Annotated in this window: 19 protein-coding genes; 16 read left to right on the top strand and 3 right to left on the bottom strand. The window is 65.1% G+C overall.

Annotation, left to right across the window (positions count from 1 at the left end):
* Positions 1–9 precede the first annotated feature (9 nt).
* Genes H6678_00095 through H6678_00085 form a run of 3 tightly spaced genes read left to right on the top strand, consistent with a single transcriptional unit; the run spans position 10 to position 1,814 of the window.
* Positions 10–411, top strand: a complete 402-nt coding sequence (locus H6678_00095; GenBank protein ID MCB9472196.1) for a glyoxalase — start codon at positions 10–12, stop codon at positions 409–411.
* A gap of 25 nt (positions 412–436) precedes the next feature.
* Positions 437–772 carry a DUF4286 family protein gene (locus H6678_00090; GenBank protein MCB9472195.1) on the top strand — a complete coding sequence of 112 codons (336 nt, stop codon included), beginning with the start codon at positions 437–439 and terminating at the stop codon, positions 770–772.
* A 4-nt stretch (positions 773–776) separates the two neighbouring features.
* A complete protein-coding gene (locus H6678_00085; protein MCB9472194.1) occupies positions 777–1,814 on the top strand; it encodes a DNA repair exonuclease in 1,038 nt (345 codons plus the stop codon).
* A gap of 1,607 nt (positions 1,815–3,421) precedes the next feature.
* Here the strand turns inward: H6678_00085 and H6678_00080 are convergent.
* A complete protein-coding gene (locus H6678_00080) occupies positions 3,422–4,027 on the bottom strand; it encodes an NAAT family transporter (GenBank protein MCB9472193.1) in 606 nt (201 codons plus the stop codon).
* A 191-nt stretch (positions 4,028–4,218) separates the two neighbouring features.
* Here H6678_00080 and H6678_00075 point away from each other — a divergent pair, with 191 nt between their 5' ends.
* From H6678_00075 to H6678_00045, 7 genes are all read left to right on the top strand, one after another.
* Positions 4,219–4,965, top strand: a complete 747-nt coding sequence (locus H6678_00075) for a YebC/PmpR family DNA-binding transcriptional regulator (GenBank protein ID MCB9472192.1) — start codon at positions 4,219–4,221, stop codon at positions 4,963–4,965.
* Positions 4,962–5,426 carry a crossover junction endodeoxyribonuclease RuvC gene (ruvC, locus tag H6678_00070; GenBank protein MCB9472191.1) on the top strand — a complete coding sequence of 155 codons (465 nt, stop codon included), beginning with the start codon at positions 4,962–4,964 and terminating at the stop codon, positions 5,424–5,426. The genes H6678_00075 and ruvC overlap by 4 nt, the downstream gene beginning before the upstream one ends.
* Before the next feature lie 30 nt (positions 5,427–5,456).
* Positions 5,457–6,074 carry a Holliday junction branch migration protein RuvA gene (gene ruvA / locus H6678_00065; GenBank protein ID MCB9472190.1) on the top strand — a complete coding sequence of 206 codons (618 nt, stop codon included), beginning with the start codon at positions 5,457–5,459 and terminating at the stop codon, positions 6,072–6,074.
* Positions 6,074–7,081, top strand: coding sequence for a Holliday junction branch migration DNA helicase RuvB (ruvB, locus tag H6678_00060; GenBank protein ID MCB9472189.1), 1,008 nt, complete (start codon positions 6,074–6,076; stop codon positions 7,079–7,081). The genes ruvA and ruvB overlap by 1 nt, the downstream gene beginning before the upstream one ends.
* Positions 7,082–7,152: 71 nt before the next feature.
* The gene (queA, locus tag H6678_00055) at positions 7,153–8,187 is read left to right on the top strand and encodes a tRNA preQ1(34) S-adenosylmethionine ribosyltransferase-isomerase QueA (GenBank protein ID MCB9472188.1); all 1,035 of its coding nucleotides are present in this window, start codon (positions 7,153–7,155) and stop codon (positions 8,185–8,187) included.
* Positions 8,187–8,945, top strand: coding sequence for a 2-C-methyl-D-erythritol 4-phosphate cytidylyltransferase (locus H6678_00050; protein ID MCB9472187.1), 759 nt, complete (start codon positions 8,187–8,189; stop codon positions 8,943–8,945). Before queA ends, H6678_00050 begins: the two co-directional genes overlap by 1 nt.
* Positions 8,923–9,393 carry a 2-C-methyl-D-erythritol 2,4-cyclodiphosphate synthase gene (locus H6678_00045; protein ID MCB9472186.1) on the top strand — a complete coding sequence of 157 codons (471 nt, stop codon included), beginning with the start codon at positions 8,923–8,925 and terminating at the stop codon, positions 9,391–9,393. Before H6678_00050 ends, H6678_00045 begins: the two co-directional genes overlap by 23 nt.
* Before the next feature lie 1,815 nt (positions 9,394–11,208).
* Here H6678_00045 and H6678_00040 read toward each other — a convergent pair.
* Both H6678_00040 and H6678_00035 read right to left on the bottom strand, forming a co-directional pair.
* Positions 11,209–12,066: a flagellin gene (locus tag H6678_00040; protein MCB9472185.1), complete on the bottom strand. Its 858-nt coding sequence runs from the start codon at positions 12,064–12,066 to the stop codon at positions 11,209–11,211.
* A 356-nt stretch (positions 12,067–12,422) separates the two neighbouring features.
* Positions 12,423–12,650, bottom strand: coding sequence for a hypothetical protein (locus tag H6678_00035; GenBank protein MCB9472184.1), 228 nt, complete (start codon positions 12,648–12,650; stop codon positions 12,423–12,425).
* Positions 12,651–12,904: 254 nt separating this feature from the next.
* Here H6678_00035 and H6678_00030 point away from each other — a divergent pair, with 254 nt between their 5' ends.
* From H6678_00030 to H6678_00005, 6 genes are read left to right on the top strand one after another with little or no spacing between them, the layout of a single operon-like run.
* Positions 12,905–15,274 carry an RNA-binding transcriptional accessory protein gene (locus tag H6678_00030; GenBank protein ID MCB9472183.1) on the top strand — a complete coding sequence of 790 codons (2,370 nt, stop codon included), beginning with the start codon at positions 12,905–12,907 and terminating at the stop codon, positions 15,272–15,274.
* The gene (locus tag H6678_00025) at positions 15,271–15,945 is read left to right on the top strand and encodes a hypothetical protein (protein ID MCB9472182.1); all 675 of its coding nucleotides are present in this window, start codon (positions 15,271–15,273) and stop codon (positions 15,943–15,945) included. Before H6678_00030 ends, H6678_00025 begins: the two co-directional genes overlap by 4 nt.
* 40 nt (positions 15,946–15,985) lie before the next feature.
* Positions 15,986–16,939: a glycosyltransferase family 2 protein gene (locus H6678_00020; protein ID MCB9472181.1), complete on the top strand. Its 954-nt coding sequence runs from the start codon at positions 15,986–15,988 to the stop codon at positions 16,937–16,939.
* Positions 16,936–18,192: a glycosyltransferase gene (locus H6678_00015; protein MCB9472180.1), complete on the top strand. Its 1,257-nt coding sequence runs from the start codon at positions 16,936–16,938 to the stop codon at positions 18,190–18,192. The genes H6678_00020 and H6678_00015 overlap by 4 nt, the downstream gene beginning before the upstream one ends.
* Positions 18,189–19,367 (top strand): glycosyltransferase family 4 protein, encoded by a 1,179-nt coding sequence (locus H6678_00010; protein ID MCB9472179.1) that lies wholly within the window; start codon positions 18,189–18,191, stop codon positions 19,365–19,367. The genes H6678_00015 and H6678_00010 overlap by 4 nt, the downstream gene beginning before the upstream one ends.
* Complete coding sequence (locus H6678_00005) at positions 19,364–20,605, top strand: M23 family metallopeptidase (GenBank protein MCB9472178.1); 1,242 nt, start codon at positions 19,364–19,366, stop codon at positions 20,603–20,605. Before H6678_00010 ends, H6678_00005 begins: the two co-directional genes overlap by 4 nt.
* Positions 20,606–20,770 lie beyond the last annotated feature (165 nt).

The following is a 20,770-nucleotide window of genomic DNA, read 5'->3' as shown; positions in this document are numbered from 1 at the left end:
GATCGCGCCATGAAACCGGATCCTGCCCCGACATTGTTTGTGCTCTATGTAAGATTTGTTTCCACAAGTAGAAATTTTTACTGCAATTTGCTGGCGCTCGAGCCGATTGTCAGTGAGCCGGGCATGGTGATCTTCCGGCTGGACTCGGGTGTCGAACTGGGCCTGATGGCAGAAACGGCCATTCAGTCACTGTTGCCTGACATGCCTGACCCGCGCCCCGATCGGGAGATCGCTCGGTGTGAACTCTATCTGCGTCTTCGGGGCGCGGATGCCGCCTTCCAGCGTGGAAAGGACGCCGGCGCCCGGGAGTTGTCCCCCATGGCACTGCGGGACTGGGGCGAACGAGCCGGCTACCTGCTGGATCCCGACGGTCACGTGATCGCGTGTGCCGATTTGCCGGGGCCTCTCTGAATGGATCAAATGCCAGGAAGCACCCATGAGCGAACCTTTGATCGTCTACCAGATTGACCTTGAATTGAAACCTGCCATCGTTGACGCCTACGCCGCCTGGCTCAAGGAACATGTGACGGAGATTCTGGCCCTGCCGGGTTTCCTGCGGGCCGAAGTGCTTGAAGAGCCTGCGCGCGCAACGGAGGACCTGCGCTGCTTCAGTGTCCGCTTTGTGCTGCGCGACCGTGACAGCCTGGAACACTACCTTCGCGAACACGCGCCCCGATTGAGAAACCAGGGTGCGGCGCTCTTCGAAGGAGCTTTCAGCTCCAGTCGCCGGGTCTACGTCGTGCGCCAGTCCCACTCTCCCCGCATCGGTTGACACGGTGACCGGCAGCCTCCGGATCCTGCTGCTGGCCGACACACACCTCGGCTTCGACCAACCCCGGCATCCACGCAAGGACCTGCCCCGGCGCGGCGAGGATTTCTTCCGCTGCCACCGGGCCGCGCTGGCGCCCGCCTTCGCCGGTGAAGTGCATTGTGTGATCCACGGCGGCGATCTGCTCTTCCGCAGCAAGGTGCCCGCCTCGCTGGTCAGCCTGGCGCTGGCCCCGTACCTTGAGCTGGCCCACGCGGGCACTCCCGTGTTCATGGTCCCGGGCAATCACGAACGCTCATGGATTCCCCACTCGCTCTTCGAGCAGCACCCCCGCCTCAGGATCTGCAACACACCATGCGGCTCCACGCTGGAACTGGCTGGCCGGCAGGTCTTTCTTTGCGGCATTCCTTACCGCCGGTCGATCCGCAGGGAGTTGCCGCTGCTGCTGGAGGAGGCTGGCTGGCGTGACGCACGCGCCGAGCTGAAACTGCTCTGCCTGCACCAATCGGTGGAGGGGGCCCAGGTCGGGCCGGTCAACTACACCTTCCGCCATGGGGAGGACGTGCTGGCCGCGGCGCAGATTCCCCCCGACTGTGACGCGCTGCTCAGTGGGCACATTCATCGTCAACAGGTACTGACCCAGGATCTGCATGGGGGTGCGCTGCCCTGCCCTGTGATCTATCCTGGCTCGGTGGAGCGGACCTCCTTCGCCGAAGTCGACGAGCAAAAGGTGGCTCTGATTCTGGAATGGCGGCCTGGCGCACGGCGTCCGCTGATCCATCATCTGCCCCTGCCGGCCCGGCCGATGTTCGCGCGCACCTTGCAGCTGGATGATCTGAAACCTGCGCGTTTGCCGGCCGCGCTGGCCTCCCTCTGTGCGGATGTGCCGCCGGAATCCGTGCTCGGCCTGCGCCTCAGTGGCCCCATCACCGCGGAATTGGCTCCCCTGCTGCGACGCTCCGTGCTGCGCGACCTGCTGCCGGACGGCATTCGACTGTCCCTGAGCCACGCGGCCAATCGCCGGGATCAAACCCAGACCCTGTAAAGGGCTCTCCCACCTCACAAAACGTCACATCGCTCGGCGTCGCTGTGCGGCCCTTTGTGAGCCGTCTCATGGAGGGATTTGCTGGACCGGCGGCACACTCCCTGCGCGGGGGCGCTCTCTACCCCGAGATGTTACACGCACCCACCAAGACCCGTCATCCCCGCGAAAGCGGGAACCATTGCATGGCGCCCCAGCGGTTACATACAGATGCACCCCAGGCAGCCGTACTAGCCGCCCTTCGGTCGGCGTCGCTGTGCGCCAGACAATATGCCGTATCACGGAAGATCTCGCCGGTCTCCGGCGACTCACCTGCGCGGGCGGCGTGATGCAACCTTTTCTTCGCGAAGAAAAGGTTGCGCCAAAAGAAGGCTCTTCGCAGGCCTCGCGCCGCGCAAACTTGGCCCGCTGCGCGGTCCGGCGAGCAAGCGCGGCGGCCCCCGCTCCCCGCTCGACCGTTCCGCCTCGATGGTGCCGCCAGCGGCGGCACCGCTGTGGAAGGGAATTGATTCTGGGGCTGGCCCCACTCTTGTCACCCCCGCGCAGGCGGGGGCCCCGATTGGTTACACCACATGTTCATTCGCGTTCGGAACCGCTATCTGACTGACTGCATGCGTGTCATGGATGATGTCGCCGGTCGCCGGCGGCACCGCTGTGGAAGGTGATGGATTGGCTGTGACACCACGATTTCAGTTCAGAATGTCATTCCCGCGAAGGAGGGAACCTACTGCATGGCGTCCCGGTGGATGTCCGTACCAATTTTTATCACAACGTGTCCGGGGAGAAGAAGGGTGCGTGACGCTTTCCGGGGACTGTGCATGGCGCCCGGATGCTCCTGCGGAGCGGTTTCTATGGTCATCATCCCAAAGCGGGCTCGGGCAATGCTGCGATGCTGATGTGCACACCATCCCCCACCAAGCCCCGAATGGGGCATCATACATCCGTAGCCCGTGGGGAATCCACGGGTGGGTGTGGAAGGGGATGGATTCTGGGGCTGGCCCAATTCTTGTCATTCCTGCGAAGAAGGTAACCCTCTGCATGGCGTCCCGGTGGTTATGCCGCGTACCAATTTTCACTCGCAATGCTGCTCACATCCCAAAGCGTCGCTTTGGGCTGTGCAAGGGATGCTCCTGCGGAGCGGTTTGTGTGACTTTCCCCCGTAGGTTGGGCAAGGCGCAGCGTGCCCACCGACACACTCGGATGCCGATGCACACCATCCCCCACCAAGCCCCGAATGGGGCATCATACATCCGTAGCCCGTGGGGAATCCACGGGTGGGTGTGGATGTGCCGGGGAGAAGAAGGGTGTGTGTGACCCTTTCCGGGCGACCATTGCATGGCGCCCGGATTGCGCTGGAGCAGTCTTTGGTCATCAATCGATTTGGTGGGCTTCATCCGGGCTACGGGGCGATGCTGCGACAGATGTTACAGCACACCATCCCCCACCAAGCCCCGAATGGGGCATCACACATCGTCGCCCGCGGGTAATCCACGGGTGGACGAGGTCGAATCGGGAGGAGACGGGAGTGTGTTGACCCCTCTGAACCCCCATTCTGGGCGACCCGTTTCACGGGATGACGGAAATGGGGGGCTTGTGTTTCTGGATCACACTCACGGCACCAGCGGTCCACTTCCGGGCAGCTGGGCCAGGCCGTTGAGGAACATCTGCACGGCGATCAGGATCAGCAGCATGCCCATCAGGCGTTCCAGGGCGCGCAGGCCGCGGTCGCCGAGGAAGCGCAGGGCGAGAGGTGAGATCACCAGGATAACGGTGGTGCCCAGCCAGGCCAGCAGGAGGGCCAGCAGGCTGCCGCTCAGCTGGCCGGGGCGCGAGCTGGAGAGCAGCAGCAGCGTGGCCAGCGTCGATGGACCAGCCACCATCGGCACGGCCAGCGGCACGATGAAAGGCTCGCCTTCCGTGTCTTCGATGGCGGAATGAGGTTGAGGGAAGACCATCTTGAGCGCGATGATGAACAGCAGGATGCCTCCGGCCAGGTTGAGCGAGGGTTGGCTCAGTCCCAGCAGGGTCAGGATCGAGGGGCCGGCGATCAGGAATCCCAGCAGGATGGCCAGGGCAAAGAGCAGCTCGCGGGCGATCACGCGGCGACGGCGTGCGGGCTCCAGGTCGCGCAGCACCGCATTGAAGACGGGGATGTTGCCCAGCGGATCCATCACGAAGAACAGGGTCAGGGCGGAGGTGAGCAGGCTCTGGTCCATGCGGGACTCCTGTCGGTGGTAGCGCCGTGGGTGTGTCGGGCGAATTGCAGCCGGGGTCGGATGGCCTCTGGATCGGCTGCTCGCGACGCGCGCCGGATCGTCCTTCCCGAGACGGGGCTCTTGCCTTGGCAGGGCCCATTCATTACCATGCCAAGTTCCAAAAATCAGGCAAAATTCCTCCTGGAGGCGGTATGTCCGGTCATTCGAAATGGTCCACGATCAAGCGCAAGAAGGGTGCGCTGGATGCGGCCCGCGGCAAGATCTTCACCAAGATCATCAAGGAAATCACCATCGCCGCGCGCCTGGGAGGTGGAGACGAAGCCGCCAACCCGCGCCTGCGCAGCGCCATTCTCAAGGCCAAGGCCAGCAACATGCCCGCCAACAATGTGGAGCGGGCGATTGCCAAGGGCACGGGCACCCTTGAGGGCGTGACCTACGAGGAAATCACCTACGAGGGCTACGGGCCCTGCGGGGTGGCCATCGTGGTGGAAACCATGACGGACAACAAGAACCGTACGGTCAGCGAAGTGCGCTACACCTTCAACAAGTATGGCGGCAGTCTGGGTGCCGATGGAGCCGTGGCCTGGAACTTCGAGCGCCAGGGCCTGCTGACCATCGCCCAGGGCACTCTCAGCGAAGATGACGTGCTGATGACCCTGATGGACGCCGGCGCCGAGAATCTTGAACTGGAAGACGGCGAATGGCTGATCTACAGCCAGATCGCCAATCTGGAAACCCTGCGCAAGGCCGCGGAGGCCGCGGGGTATGAGGTGCGCGGTTCCGAGCTGACCATGACCCCCAAGAATTCCACGCGCGTGGAAGGCAACGATGTGGGCAAGGTCGTGCGCATGATCGAGGCCCTCGAGGAGCTGGACGACGTGCAGAACGTGTACTCCAACTTCGATGCCGATGAAGACGCCCTGGCGAATCTGGAATGATCGTGCTGGGGGTTGACCCCGGACTTGCCGCCACTGGCTGGGGCATCGTGCGCCGCCAGGGCAGCCGCCTGATTCCCGTGGGCTATGGCGCGATCCGCAGCGAGGGCGAACTGCCCGAGCGCCTGTCGCACATCTACGGCAGCCTGCGCGCCGTGATCCAGGAGCACCGGCCCGATTGCCTCTCGGTGGAGATGGTGTTCAAGGGCCCCAACGTGCTGACCCTGATCAAGCTGGCCCATGCCCGGGCCGCGGCCCTGCTGGCCGGGTCGGAAATGGGGCTGGAAGTGGCCGAGTACACGCCCATGCAGATCAAGCGGGCGGTCACCGGTCGCGGAGCCGCCGACAAGTCCCAGGTGGCCTTCATGATCACCCGCCTGCTTGGCCTGTCGGCACCACCGCGTCCCCTGGATGCCAGTGATGCGCTGGCTGCGGCGATCTGCCATCTCAACGCCGCTCCCTGACGCGGATCGGCCTCCTGCAAGGAAACGCCCGTGTACGAATTCCTGCGCGGCTCGGTCATCAGCGCCCGTGGCACCCAGGTGGTGCTCGAGGTGGCCGGTGTGGGCTGGCTGCTGAATACCAGCCTCGGCACCAGTCGTCGCCTGGTGGCGGGTGCCCAGGCCCGCCTGTTCGTGCATCTGGTGGTCCGCGAGGATGTGCTGGCCCTCTACGGCTTTCACGAAACCCTTGAACGTCAGCTGTTCCGGGAACTGATCGGGATCAGTGGGGTAGGGCCCAAGGTGGCGCTGGCGATTCTGTCGGCGCTCAGCCCCAACGAGCTGATCCAGGCGGTACGCTTCGGCGATGGCGCGAAACTGACCTCGATTCCGGGCATCGGCAAGAAGACCGCCGGGCGCCTGGTGCTGGAACTGGGCAACCGGGTCAAGGACCTGGATGCCGGCGAGACCTTCCGAGGTGAGCTGGAGCTGGAGACCCGCGCGGAAGGCGACGAGCTGCTGGAAGCCATGGACGCCCTCGAGGCCCTGGGCCTGAAACGGGCTCTGGCCGAGAAGGAGCTGGTCGCGGCCCGCAAGGTGCTGCAGGCCGCCGGTGAGAGCCGGCCCGGCGTGGCCGATCTGGTGCGCCAGGTGCTCAAGAAGGGAAGCTGATGGACGACGAGACGCGTCTGGTGGCCGGCAGTTTCGGCGAGGAGGACCGGCTCGAGAGCCGGCTGCGCCCGCTGTTGCTGGACGAGTTCACCGGACAGGAAGCCCACAAGGCCAACCTGCGCGTCTACATCCAGGCGGCCCGCCAGCGTGGCGAAGCCCTGGACCACTGCCTTTTCCACGGCCCTCCCGGTCTGGGCAAGACCACCCTGGCTCACATCATCGCGCGCGAGATGGAAGGCGAGATCCGGGTCACGTCGGGACCGGTGCTGGAGAAACCCGCCGACCTGGCGGGGCTGCTGACCAATCTGCAGGATGGCGACATCCTCTTCATTGACGAGATCCACCGTCTCAGCCCCGTGGTGGAGGAGTACCTCTACCCGGCCATGGAAGATTACACCCTGGACATTCTGCTGGACAAGGGCCCCGCGGCGCGCAGCGTGCAACTGACCCTGCCCCGCTTCACCCTGGTGGGAGCCACCACGCGTGCCGGCCTGCTGACTCGCCCGCTGATGGCGCGCTTCGGCATCGTGCTGCACCTGGAACATTACACGCGCGCCGAACTGGCCGAGATCCTCGAGCGCAGCGCGCGCATGCTCAGCGTGAGTCTCACCACGGATGCCGCCAGCGAGATCGCCATGCGCAGCCGGGGCACTCCCCGGGTGGCCAACCGCCTGCTGCGGCGCCTGCGCGATTTTGCCCAGGTCCACGGCGACGGCACCGTGACCGACGAGATCGCCCGTTTCGGCCTGGAACGCCTCCAGGTGGACCGCCGCGGGCTGGACAATCTGGACCGCAAGATCCTGCTGGCCCTGCTGGACAAGTTCAACGGCGGACCCTGCGGGCTCAACACCCTGGCCCTGGCGGTCGGGGAAGAAGCGGACACACTGGAAGATGTGGTGGAGCCCTTCCTGGTCAAGGAAGGTTTCATCAACCGGACCGTGCGCGGTCGGGTGGCCACGCCGCTGGCGTGGAGTCACCTGGAACGCAGCCAGCCCGGCAGCGCCTGACACACGCCCAACCGATCATCGCCCGCTCCACCGTGTCCGGTGGAAGGGGGCCCCAAGCACGAGACCGACCCATGCGCCTCTCCGACTTCAAGTACAAGCTGCCCGAGAAGCTGATCGCCCAGGAACCGCTCAAGGACCGGGACAAGTCCCGCCTGATGGTGCTGCATCGCGATACCCAGACCATCGAACACAAGCTGTTCAAGGACATCGTGGAGTACATGCAGCCCCAGGATTCCCTGGTGGTCAACGAGACTCGCGTGATCAAGGCCCGCATGACGGGTTACAAGGAGAAGACCGACGCCGAGATCGAAGTCTTCCTGCTGCGCGAGCTGAACGACAGCATGTGGGAGATCATGGTCAAGCCGGCGCGCAAGGTGCGCATGGGCAATACCATCACCCTGATGGAAGGCATCAGCTGCGACATCATCGACAACACGACCTCCGGAGGTCGCGTGGTTCGTTTCAATTACGAAGGCGATTTCCACAAGCTGATCGAGAAGTACGGCAGCACTCCGCTGCCGCCCTACATCAGCCGCCAGCCCGACCTGAAGGATGTGAAGAACTACCAGACCGTCTACGCCCATCCGGACAAGGTGGGAGCGGTGGCCGCGCCCACGGCGGGTCTGCACTTCACCAAGCGCCTGATGACCCGCATCGAGAAACACGGCGTGAGCATCTGCCCGCTGACCCTGCACGTCAGCCTGGGCACTTTTCGCCCGGTGAACGTCGAGGATCTGACCCGGCACCGGATGGACAGCGAGTATTACGAAGTGGGCCTCGATTCGGCGCGCAAGGTGAACGCGAGCATCGCCAACAAGGGCAAGGTCTGGGCCACGGGCACCACCGTGTGCCGCACGCTGGAGACGGTCGCCCGCTTCAACGGCGGCATCAACCCCGACTCGGGCTGGACCGACAAGTTCATCTACCCACCCTACGAGTTCAAGGTGGTGGACCGCCTGATCACCAACTTCCACCTGCCCAGCTCGACCCTGCTGATGCTGGTCTGCGCCTTCGCGGAGCGCGATTTCGTGATGGAAGCCTACAAGCAGGCCGTCAAGGAGAAGTACCGCTTCTTCTCCTATGGCGATGCGATGCTGATTCTCTGATGGCGATCATCCCCAGCGACAACTGGCCCCTGTGTGCCACGATTCTCTGTGCCGGCGGCAGCGGCAAGCGCATGGGCGGTCTCAGCCCCAAGCAGTTCGAGCCGCTGGGCGAGGACGGGCTGCCGCCGCTGGTCACCGCGCTCTGGGCCCTGGCCGAGCTGCCCATGGACAGTGTGGTGATCACTCACCCCGCTGGCCAGCGCGAGCGGGTCGAAGAGCTGCTGGCTCCCGTGCCCGGATCCGCCCGGCGGATCTTCGTCACCGGAGGTGACACGCGCCAGGCCAGTGTGCTCAACGGGCTGGAAGCGCTGCCGCGCAGCACGGACGCGGTCTTCATCCACGACGCGGCACGGCCCTTCGCCAGCCCCGAGCTCTACCGCACCCTGATGGCGCGCCTGCTCGAGCAGCCCGAACTGGGTGGGGTGGTGCCCTGCCTGGCCATCGTGGACACCGTGAAGCACCACGCCGACAAACTGCTGCTGGGCACCATGCCCCGCGACGGACTGGCCCTGGTGCAGACGCCCCAGCTCTTTCCCTTCGGGCTGATCCTCGAACTGCACCGGCATGCCGCCGAGCACGGCATCGAGGTCACCGACGACGCAGCCCTGCTGGAAGAGCGCGCGGGTGATGCCGCGAAGCCCCGGGTCGGCACGGTGGAAGGTGCTCAGTGGAACCTCAAGATCACCCGCCCCGCCGACCGGGTGATCGCCTCGGCCCTGCTGAAAGGAGAGCTGGTTGCGCGTTGGACACGGATTTGACGTCCACCGGCTGGTGGAGGGGCGCCCCTGCATCATCGGCGGTGTGACCATTCCCTTCGCCAAGGGCCTGCTGGGGCACAGCGACGCCGATGTGCTGCTGCACTCCATCTCCGACGCCCTGCTGGGAGCAGCCGGCCTGGGCGACATCGGCCGCCATTTTCCCGACACCGATCCCGACTTCAAGGACGCCGACAGCCTGGTGCTGCTCGAGCGCGTGCACACCCTGCTGCGGTCCCGCGGCTTCCGGGTGGCCAATGTCGATGCCACCGTGATCTGCGAACTGCCCAAGATCACTCCCCACGCTCCCCGCATGATCGAGAACATCGCCAACGCGCTGCAGATCGACGCATCACAGGTGAACGTGAAGGCCACCACCAGTGAGGGCCTGGGTTTCACCGGTCGCGGCGAAGGCATCGCGGCACAGGCGGTCTGTCTGCTCACAGACTGAGAGCTCCGGGTTCCGACAACCAGTCTCCCACCCTCTCTCGTGTCATTCCCTCGAAAGCTGGTTGCCTATGATGAGACGACACCTGAGTTCACGATCGAACCATTGCCACATGGCGACGTAGCTTCCAGCCGTAGCTTCCAGCCGGGCCCGATGAAGCCCCACACACCTGATCTTGTCATCTGGCTTTCCGGCGAAATCCGGGGAATGTGGGCGTCGGCCGCACCGGAGGCTTCGAACCCTCAATCTTCCATCCTCTTCCACCGGTATCCTGTCACTGACGGGGTTCGTGATGCCTTCCTCGGCCCGGGACTGCCTCCCGTGATGCATCGTTTTCCACCTTTCTTTGGACGGGTCCAAAGCAAGGTGGAGCCAAAGAAAGACCCTCTTCGCAGGCCTCGCGCCGCGCAAACTTGGCCCGCGATGCGGTCCTTCGGGCCAAGCGCGGCGGCCCACGCACCCTGCTCGACCGTTCCGTCTCGATGGTTCCGCCACCGGCGTCACCGCTGTGGAAGGGGATGGATCAGAGGCGTGTGGCATCGGTCCCAATCCGTCATCCATGCGAAACAGGTCACCCAGAGTGGCGCCCCCCAAGCATGTCATTCCCGCGCAAGCGGGAATCCCGAACGGTTACACCGGCCATCCCATGCCCCCATCCCATCCCGCCTGTCGGCGGGCCTTCCCCCGCTGCGCGAGGGAAGGGATCATGGCGTCGCCTCGGCACACAGGCGCTGCCTGCCAAGCCCCGAATGGGGCATCACACATCCGTAGCCCGTGGGGAATCCACGGGCGGATGCGTGGGCGCGCCGCCACATCACCCACCGCGAGACGCCGTAGCTTCCAGCCGGGCCCGATGAAGCCCCACACACCTGATCTCGTCATCTGGCTTTCCGGCGAAATCCGGGGAATGTGGGCATCGGCCGCACCGGAGTCTTCGAACCCTCAATCTTCCATCCTCTTCCACCGGTATCCTGTCACTGACGGGGTTCCGTGATGCCTTCCTCGGCCCGGGACCGCCTCCGGTGGCCCATCATTTTCCACCTTTCTTTGGACGGGTCCAAAGCAAGGTGGAGCCAAAGAAAGACCCTCTTCGCAGGCCTCGCGCCGCGCAAACTTGGCCCGCGATGCGGTCCTTCGGGCCAAGCGCGGCGGCCCACGCTCATGCCCGACCATTCCGTCTCGATGGTTCCGCCACCGGCGTCACCGCTGCGGAAGAAGATTGATCTATCCTGTGGCAAGCTCTCTCGTGATCGTGCTTGCTTCGGTTGGGATGAGGGTTTCGCCTTGGCACACAGTTGCTGCCTGCCAAGCCCCGAATGGGGCATCATGCATTCGTAGCCCGTGGGGAATCCACGGGCGGACGTCGGGGCGCGCATGATTGGCGTTCATGCTGCGGGGATGGGGCACTCACGCTGGGCAGGACACTTCAGGTTCATCCTGCCACGAAATGGCCCCCATCTCATCACACCTTCGGTTTGTTTTCCCCCGCTGGTGCGGAGGAAGGGGAATACGGCTTCGCCTCGTCTGACGCTCGCTGCCTGCCAAGCCCCGAATGGGGCATCATGCATTCGTAGCTCGTGGGGAATCCACGGGCGGACGTCAGGGGCGCGCATGTGGCATTCATGCGGCGGGGGTGGGGGGCGCACGTTTCGCGCGAAGAGGCGGAATCGCCTGGAGTCGTGTCTGGTGCGGGGGCCTTTCGGCCGGGAGAGAGAAAACAGGCGCGACAGTGTGGAGTCTGCCGCGCCCAGAGTGCGACGTGGTACGGTGTACCACACCAGTGAGAATTCATGCCGGGGACTCACTTCCCCATCGCGTCTACTGCAGCAGGCCGGCGACCATGTTGGGCACGCTGTTGGCCTGGGCCAGCATCGAGATGCCGGACTGCATCATCACCTGGGCCCGGGTGTAGGAGCTCATCTCCACGGCCATGTCCGCGTCGCGGATGGTGCTCTCCGAGGCCACCGCGTTCTCGCGGGAGATCTGGAGGTTGCTGACCGTGTAGTTCAGGCGTGACACGTAGGAACCCACGCGGGTGCGCTCGGTGTCCTTGATGATGATCGCGCTGTCGAGGATCCCGATGGCCGATTGGGACTGGGCCGTGTTCGTCAGATCCACCGTCGAGGTCAGGCCGAGGGCGCTGGCGCGCATGTCGGCGAAGTTCACGTAGTAGAAGTCTTCCAGCGAGGTGTTGTTGATGCCGATGTGCAGCTTGATGCCCTGCCCGGCGCCCCCGCTGGCTCCCGCCGAATACGTGCCGTCCAGCATGAAGATGCCGTTGTAGTTGGTCACGTTGGCGATGCGATCGATTTCACTCTTCAGCTGCATGAACTCGACGTTCAGGAAGCTGCGGTCGGCACTGCTCATGGTACCGTTCGAGGCCTCGATCGCCAGGGCGCGCATCCGGATCAACTTGTCGTCGATGGATCCCAGAGCGCCCTCCGCCGTGGCGAACATGTTGATTGCGTAACTCGCATTGCGCTCCGCCATTTCCATGGACGCGATGTGCGACCGGAAACGCTCGGAAATCGCGATGCCGGCTGGATCGTCGTCCGCGGAGTTGATGCGGAGTCCGGAAGACAGCCGCGTGACCGCCTGATCCATCGACTTTGACGTGTTGAACACATTCCTGTGGGCACGCATGCTCAGGACGTTGTGATTGATCCGCAGACTCATGGTCTCACCTCTTATCTTCGGCCTTCGTGTGTCGCGTTCTGCGGACATCATCGTCCGCGTTCCAGAATGCTTGAATCCGACTCCGGATCCCGGTGTCACACCGCGGTTCCGGAAGGGAAACGGCACACGACCATTTCCCGCCGACGACCCGGCCAGGCCGTTCCGTCTGCTCCCATTCTTTCGGGTCTTTGCGGAAATGCTTGAATTCCGCTGCATGCAGCACACTCTTCAGCTTTGAAGGAAGCTGCCGGGCCTAGGCGAGTACTGCGAAGTCCTGGGTGGGAGCGGACCTGGCGGAGAAGAAAAAGCCCCCTTCCCGATGGGGAAGGGGGGCATGGTTCCAGGATCGATCCGGGTCAGTTCGAGGGCCCCGGGTCGTCGGGCAACAGACCTTCGAGCTGTTCGTAGATGTCGCGAGGGTCAATGTGGCCGAATGTCAGCGAGCGCCGACGGCCTCGATCGAAGACCAATACCGCGGGAATCGAGCGGATGCCCTGCCCGGCCGCGCTGCTGGAATTGCGCGCCACATCGGCGCGGCAGACCCGGACCCGGCCTTCGAAGTCATCACGAATCCGGTAGAGCAAGCCGGACACCGTCCGGCAGGTGCTTCAGCCATGGCCGTAGAATTCAACCACCATGGGGCCCTGCTCCTCCTTGAGCAGTTCCTCCAGTTCACCATCCAGCAATTCCTGGGGTCGGCCGTGCAGACCGATCAGCTTGAGCAGGAAGTTCATGGCATGCTCCCTCCCGCCGCTGGCGGGGAATTTCTATTTTCGGCGGCAGTGGTCCCCATTTCCGGACCTGCATCTCCACGCCCCCCAAACCGCATTGGAGCCCGATGGATCCCGTCCAGAAAGTCGCCGCCGAGCTGAACCTGCGCCTGCAGCAGGTGCAGGCGGCCTGTGACCTGCTCGAGCAGGGCAACACCATACCATTCATCACACGCTACCGCAAGGAAGTGACCGGGTCCCTCGACGAGGTGCAACTGCGCCAGATCGAGCAGCGCCTGGGGCACTGGAATCTGCTCAACGAGCGGCGTGCCACGATCCTTACCTCTATTGAGAATCAGGGCCAGCTCAGCGACGAGTTGGCGCAGCGCCTGCTGGCCTGTGAGAGTCTATCGGAACTTGAGGACCTCTACTTGCCTTACCGCCCCAAGCGGCGGACCCGGGCCAGTGTGGCCCGCGAGCGGGGCCTGGCCCCCCTGGCGGCGATCCTGGCCGCCAGCGCCTGCGGTCAACCCGAGCGCCTGTCCCAGGAAGGTGTCGAGCTGGCTCCCGACGCTCTGCCCGGTCCCCGGTCGATCGGCGATTGGCTGGGCCAGGCCAGCGATCCAGTGGACGCGCTGGCGGGAGCGCGGGACATCGTGGCCGAGTGGATCAACGAGGACGCCAGCCTGCGCGACCTGCTGCGGCAGTCCGGGCGCCGCCAGGCGGGACTCCAGTCCCAGCGCACCGAGGCGGCCCACGAGGAAGCACCCAAATTCCGGCTCTACGAAACCTGGCGCGGGGCGCTGCATGAGTTGAAGCCGCACCAGGTGCTGGCCCTCAACCGCGGCGAGAATCTGGGCATCCTGCGCCTGTCCATCGATTGGGAGCCCTGCCAGTGTCTGGAGCGGACTCTGGAACGCTGGCTGGTGAATCCCGACAGTCCCTGGCGCGAGGAGCTGGAAGCCGCCGCCGCCGATGGTCTGGCCCGGCTGACCCTGCCTTCGCTGGGACGTGACCTGCGCAATGAGATCACCCAGGCCGCCGAAGAGCACAGTCTGGGCATCTTTTCCAGCAACCTGCGCCAGCTGCTGATGCAGCCGCCTCTGGTCGGGCAGGTGCTGCTGGGCATCGATCCCGGCATCCGCACCGGTTGCAAGGTGGCCGTGATCGACACGACGGGACGTTACCTCGAAGGCACCACCATCTACCCTCACGCTCCCCGCAACCAGTGGGCGCAATCCAAGGTGACCCTGCTGGCCATGATCCAGCGCCACGGAGTGCAGGTCTGCGCCATCGGCAACGGCACCGCCAGCCGCGAGACCGAGAGCCTGGTGGCCGAAGTGATTGCCGACTCCAGCCTGAGCATGCGCTACACGGTGGTCAGCGAGGCCGGCGCCAGCGTCTACAGCGCCAGCGAGGAAGCCCGCGAGGAGTTTCCTGACCTGGACGCCTCGCTGCGCGGCAACATCTCCATCGCCCGCCGTCTGCAGGACCCACTGGCCGAACTGGTCAAGATCGACCCCCGGTCTCTGGGCGTGGGCCAGTACCAGCACGATGTGGATGCCCGCCGCCTGGGCGAGCACCTGGATGGCGTGGTCGAGGATTGCGTCAACGCGGTGGGAGTGGACCTGAACACCGCCAGCGCCCCTCTCTTGGCCAAGGTGGCTGGAATCACACGCGCCAGCAGCCGGCGGATCGTGGAGCACCGCAACACCAACGGCGCGTTCCGGCGGCGAGAGCAGCTGCTGGAGGTGAAGGGCATCGGGCCCGCGGCCTTCCAGCAGAGTGCGGGATTCCTGCGGATTCGCGAAGGCGAGAACAGCCTGGACAACACAGCCGTGCACCCGGAGGCCTACGAGGCCGTGGGACAGCTGGCCCGGCGTTTCGGGGTCGAAAGCGCCAGCCCGGCCGAATTGGCCGCCGCCATCGACGGACACGGGGAGAATCTGGCGGAATTGGCCCCCAACGTCGGTCTGGGCCTGCCCACCCTGTTGGATATTCTCGAGGAACTGCGCCGACCCGGGCGTGATCCGCGCAAGGAACTGGACCCGCCCCTGATGCGCGGAGCTGTGCTGAGTCTTGAGGACCTCCGGGAAGGTTCGGTCCTCGAAGGCACCGTGCGCAATCTGGTGGACTTCGGCGCATTCGTGGACATCGGGCTCAAGGATGATGGCCTGGTGCATGTCTCACAGATCAGTCACCGCCGCATTTCCCACCCGGTGGAAGCGCTCAGCGTGGGGCAGCGGATCAAGGTCAAGGTCGTCTCCGTGGATCTGGAACGGCGGCGCGTGGGCCTGTCGATCAAGGCCCTGGACGAAACCGCACGCCCGGCGCGCGGCGAGGTTGCGCCCCGTGGGGCACGCCCGGCAAAGCCTTCCGGCAAGCGGGAAGGCCAGGAAGGGCGACCCTCCGGTGGTGGTCAGTCCCGTGGTCCGCGACCCGAAGGATCCCTGCAGGATGCCCTGGCCCAGCTCCTGCGCAAGGGAGAGCGCTCGTGAGACAACTGCCCCGTTTGCTGGTGCTGCTTCTCCTGTCCGCGTGCATCCATTCCAGTGTGCCACCGCCGCGTGAGTCCTGGGACGGGGTCGGTCTGCGCGCCTGGATGGAGCGCAATTGGCAGGATATCGGCCGCGCCAGCATCGAGGCCCGCGTCCATCTGGACAGCCGGATGGGTCAGGGCGTGCTGCGCCTTGAAGGAGACTGGAGGCGCGACCGCGGCCTGCACATGGTCGTGCGCACCGGCCTGGGCACCGAGCTGGCCCGTCTGGATACGGGCGGCGAGGGGCTGGTCCTGAGTGACGAACGCCTGCAGCCCATGCTGACCCTGCTCGATTCCTCGCTGCTGGGCGATCTCTTCAGTGGCGAACTGGAACGCCGGGGATACCTGGGCATGCTGCTCTGGGGTGAACTGCAGCCGGGAGCGGAGGCCCGTTTCGATCCGGGTCCCCCCGCCCGGTTCGCCTCCGGTGACACAACCTGGCGCGTGGACCCGCTGACGGGACTGTGTGACCGGATGGAACTGCCCGGCCTGAGTCTGGAACTGGACCGGATCCACCGCCGGAACGGCCGTTGGCGGCCGCGCATCCTGAGGGTGGAGCAGACCCCCGAGGATGGCCAGGGGCGCCAGGTGGTGCTGGTGGAGTACCTCTCCCTGGATCTGCGACGTTGAATCCCGCCCGCCGGAGCGGGCCCGTTTGATTGGAAAGCCCATGCATATCAGCGTCGTGATTCCCCTGCTGAACGAGGTCGAGAGCCTGCCCGGGCTGATCGCCCGCCTGCGCGAGGTGCTCTCGGCCCTGCCGGGGAAAAGCTGGGAGCTGATCTTCGTGGACGATGGTTCCACCGATGGCTCGATCGACGTGATCCGTGAGGCCCGCGATCAGGACCCGCGCGTGCGTTACATCCGCTTCCGGCGCAATTTCGGCAAGTCCGACGCCCTGCACGCGGGCTTTGCCGCGACGCGCGGCGAGATCGTCTTCACCATGGACGCCGACCTCCAGGACGATCCCAAGGAAATCCCGCGCTTTCTGGAGCTGCTGGAATCCGAAGGCTGGGACCTGGTCAGCGGCTGGAAGAAGGTGCGGCACGATCCCCTGAGCAAGACCCTGCCCTCGCGGCTGTTCAATCGTGTCACGAGCTGGGCCAGCGGAGTCCGGCTGCATGACTTCAACTGCGGCTTCAAGTGCTACCGACGTGCGGTGGTCGAGTCGCTGGACGTCTACGGTGAACTGCACCGCTTCCTGCCCGCACTGGCCCACATGATGGGTTTTCGTGTGACCGAAATGGTCGTCGAGCACCACGCGCGCCAGTTCGGCAATTCCAAGTTTGGACTCAATCGCTTCATCAATGGCTTTCTCGACCTGCTGACCGTGGTCTTCACCACGCGTTACATGAAGAAGCCGATGCACTTCTTTGGCCCGGTGAGTCTGCTGTTCATCACCAGTGGCTTGCTGATCAATGGCTGGCTGGCCTTCGCCAAGCTGATGCTGGATCAACCGATCAATGGGCGGCCCCTGCTCTTTCTGGGCATGCTGCTGCTGATCGTGGGGGTGCAGTTGCTCAGTCTGGGCCTGCTGGGTGAAATGCTCACCCGCCAGCAGCAATCCGTGGCCTACAAGATCGGCGAGTGCTCGGCGGACCCCGAGGACTCCCTGGAGGCGTGACGGCACTGAAGATCCTGGCGCTCACCCATACCTATCCCCGCTACCCGGGAGACACCAACGGCCCCTTCGTCGAATTCCTGATGGAGGAACTGGCGGCGCGCGGCCATTCGGTACGCGTGCTGACCGCGTGGGATCCCGAATTGCAGCTGGAACGCCCTGGGCGCAGGGTGCGCCTGCTGGCCTTCCGCTACGCCCCCGTCGATTCCTGGCACCGGCTGGGCTACAGCCGTACCATCGAGGCCGATGTGCGCCTCAAGCGTACACTGCTGCTGCTGGCTCCCCTGCTGATTCTGGCCGGAACCTGGCGGCTCTGGCGTGAGGTGCGCCGCGAGCGCCCGGATTTGCTGCACGCCCACTGGTTTCTGCCCAATGGCTGCATGGCCGGACTGGTGTCCTGGCTCACGCGCGTGCCCCTGGTGAGCACACTGCATGGCAGCGATGTCTTCGTGGCCGAGAAGGGCTTTCCCTACAGCCTCATGCGCCGCATTGCCGTGCGCGCCACCGACAGGCTCACGAGCTGCAGTCCCGAGCTGCGCGACCGGATCTGCCATCTGGGTTTCCCGCGCGAGCGCAGCCATGTGATTCCCTATGCGGCCGATCCATCCCTTCTGGGTCCTGCTCCCACCGAGGAGGTGGTGGCTGCCGAGCGCACACGCTGGCTGGCCGGGGCCGATGGTCCGCTGCTGGTGGCCCTGGGCCGATTGGTCTACAAGAAGGGCTTTGACGTGTTGCTGCGCGCGCTGCCCACGGTCTGCAAGGCCCATCCCGGCCTGCGGCTGGTGATCGGTGGCGAGGGCGATCTGGAACAGGAACTGAAGACCCTGGCTCGCGAATCGGGAGTCGAGGACCGGGTGAGTTTCGCCGGGCGTCTGCTGCGGGACCGCATCGCTCCGCTGATGGCCGCCGCCGACCTCTTCGTGATGCCCAGTGTGCGCGACCGGGCAGGCAACATCGATGGCTTGCCCAACGTGATCCTCGAGGCGATGGCGCTGGCCCGCCCCGTGGTGGCCACCCGCGTGGCCGGCATTCCCCTGGCGGTGATCCACGGCCACAACGGACTGCTGGTGCCCGAAAAGGACCCCGAGGCTCTGGCCCGCGCGCTGGTGGAAGCCCTCAGCCAGCCCGAGCGCTTGCATGCCTGGGGCCAGGCCAGCCGTGCCCTGATCGAGGAGCGACTCAACTGGCCCGTGCTGGCCGCGCGCTACGAGCAGGTTTTCGGGCAGCTGCCCGGGCTGCGGGAGCCAGGCCAGTGAGAGTGTGTTTCATCCAGCAGCACCCTGTGGACGAAAACGCATTGCCCGCTGCGATCCTGCGCTGGGTGCGCCTGCTGGATGGCTTTCAGCAGCGCGGGCACGAGGTGACGGCCATCGGCCCCAACACGCGGATGCGCTTCGAGGAACGCACCTTTCGCGGCGTGCGCCAATTGCTGGTGCCCACTCCGGGCACGGGCTCCCGCGCCCTGGACATGGCCGTGTTCGCTCTGGCGCTGGTTCCGGGCATCCTGATCGCCCGGCGCCGCTTTCGGCCCCAGGCCTGGTTCGTGGACGAGCTCTTCGTGGCCTTCGGTGTGCTTGCCCTGCGCCTGCTGCACTGGCACGACCCGATCTGTTATGACGTGATGGGCGTGCATTACCATCAGGTGCGCAAGAACAATCGGCGCATCCTGCGCCACACGCTGCTGTCCTGGCTATATGGTGCAATGGAGCATCTGACGCTCTGGCCGAGCACGGTGGTCACCACGGTGAACCAGGCCCATGCCGACCTGCTGGCGCGCTGGACGCGTCGGCCGATCCATGTGATTCGCGATGCCTGTGATGCTCATGTGTTCCAGCAACAACTCGAGTGCGAAGGGCCGGTGGTCCGCAAGGCCGAGGGGGCTCTGGTCCTGGGCTTCGTGGGCAAGCTGAGCAATGCGCGTCTGGATGACCTGTTTGCCGTGCTGCCCGACGCATTCGCACGGGTGCCCGCACTGACTCTGCTCGTGGTGGGCGATGGCCCCTGGGGCGAACACTATCGCCGGGCCAGCGAGGCCCCGGGACTGGCGGGGCGGATCACCTTCCGCGGTTTTGTGCCCCACGAACGCTTGGCGCACGAAATGGCGGGCATGGATTTCTGTTACAGTGACGACTGGTCGGACATCGGCTTTCCCATGAAGGTCTTCGAGTACATGGCCATGGGCATGGCCAGCCTGATCGAGGACACCCCTGCCGTGCGCGAAGTGATGCGCGACGGTGGAAACTGCGTGCTGTACCACGGGCGCCAGGGACTGCTGGAGGGCATCCTGCGCCTGGCCGCCGATCCGGAATTGCGCGCGCGAATCGGAGCCGCCGCCCTGGAAGAAGCCCGTCGTGCACACGGCTGGGGAAACCGGATCGATGCCTTCGAAACCTTGTTCGCCCAACTGGTCCAAACGGGAGCCCGCCGATGACTTTCCTGCGCCATGGCATGTCCACATGGGGATTCCTGCTGCTGTTCGTGGTCCTGCTGCAAGCGGGACCCCTCCCGAAAGAGATCGCCGAGGCCGGCTACGGCTGGATCCCGCGCGCGGGCATGCTCCAGGAAGGACAGTTCGCCGATGGCCAGACCCTGGAGAATCTGCTGTTGCAGCTGGAGGTGCCCCAGGATCGCATCGCCGGTCTGTGCGACAGTTTCCGTGATGTGGGCAATCCGCGCCTGTTGCAGGCGGGCCAGAAATGGAACCTGCTCCAGGACGAGCGCGGTGAGCGTTGGCTGAACATCCAGAACGGCCTCGATCGTCGCTACCGGATGCCCCTCGAGGGCGGCCATGTCCTGCTGGACAGCCTGGATCGACAGCGCGTGTTGTGCATGGCCGAGGGCACCATCCAGGACAATCTGTGGGACGCTCTGATCAATGCGGGCGGTGATCCGGCCGCCGTGATGAACTTCGTGGAGATCTTCCAATGGGACGTGGACTTCCTGACGGATATCCGCAGCGGCGACCGTTTCTGGCTGGTCTGGGAGGAAGAACTCTATGAAGGCGGCTGGCTCCCGGAGAGCCGCAGCCGCTCCGGACGCATCCTGGCCGCCCGTTTCCAGCAGAAGGGAACCGATCTGCGTGCGATCTACAGCGAGCTGGGTGATACACCGGGATACTTCAATCAGAACGGGCAGTCCCTGCAGAAGCAGTTCCTGCGTTCGCCGCTGAACTACCGCCGCATCAGCAGTGGTTTCGGCACCCGCCGACACCCGATCGCGCGCAAGGTGCGTCTGCACAAGGGCGTGGATTACGCGGCCGCATCGGGCACCCCCGTGGTCAGCAGTGCCAGCGGCACGGTGGAGTACGCTGGCTGGCAGAAGGGCTACGGCAACGTGGTGCGCATCAAGCACAACAATCGTTTCACCACGCTCTACGGACACCTCAAGGGCTTTGCCAAGGGCATCCGCAAGGGCGTGCGCGTCGAGCAGAATCAGCTGATCGCCTACGTGGGGGCAACCGGGCTGGCCACCGGACCGCACCTGCACTACGAAATGATCGAGCACGGGCGCAGCATCGACCCCTTCTCGCTCAAGAACGCCACCATCGACCCCATCGATGCGTCGCGCATGGCCCATTTCCAGGACGATTTCCGCCGCTGTTTCCCCCTCTCCCGGGACCAGGACTGGCGCACGGCACGCCAGCAGGCGGACGCCGGCCCGGACTCCTGAGCATTCCCCCAGCACACCCTGTCTGACGCCCCGCCAGGTCCCCGGGACGGTGCCCCCATCGTCGGGACCGTCGTCATGCCCGTTGGCCCGACGGTCCCTCCAACCGCCTTGGCGACTGTCGAGGTGTCAGACAGCGGTAGTGGACGCGGTAGTGGACGAGGTAGC

It is taken from the genome of Candidatus Delongbacteria bacterium (genome assembly GCA_020634015.1).
In the GTDB taxonomy this organism is placed as follows: domain Bacteria; phylum CAIWAD01; class CAIWAD01; order CAIWAD01; family CAIWAD01; genus JACKCN01.
This window is presented reverse-complemented; position numbering and strand designations above follow the sequence as displayed.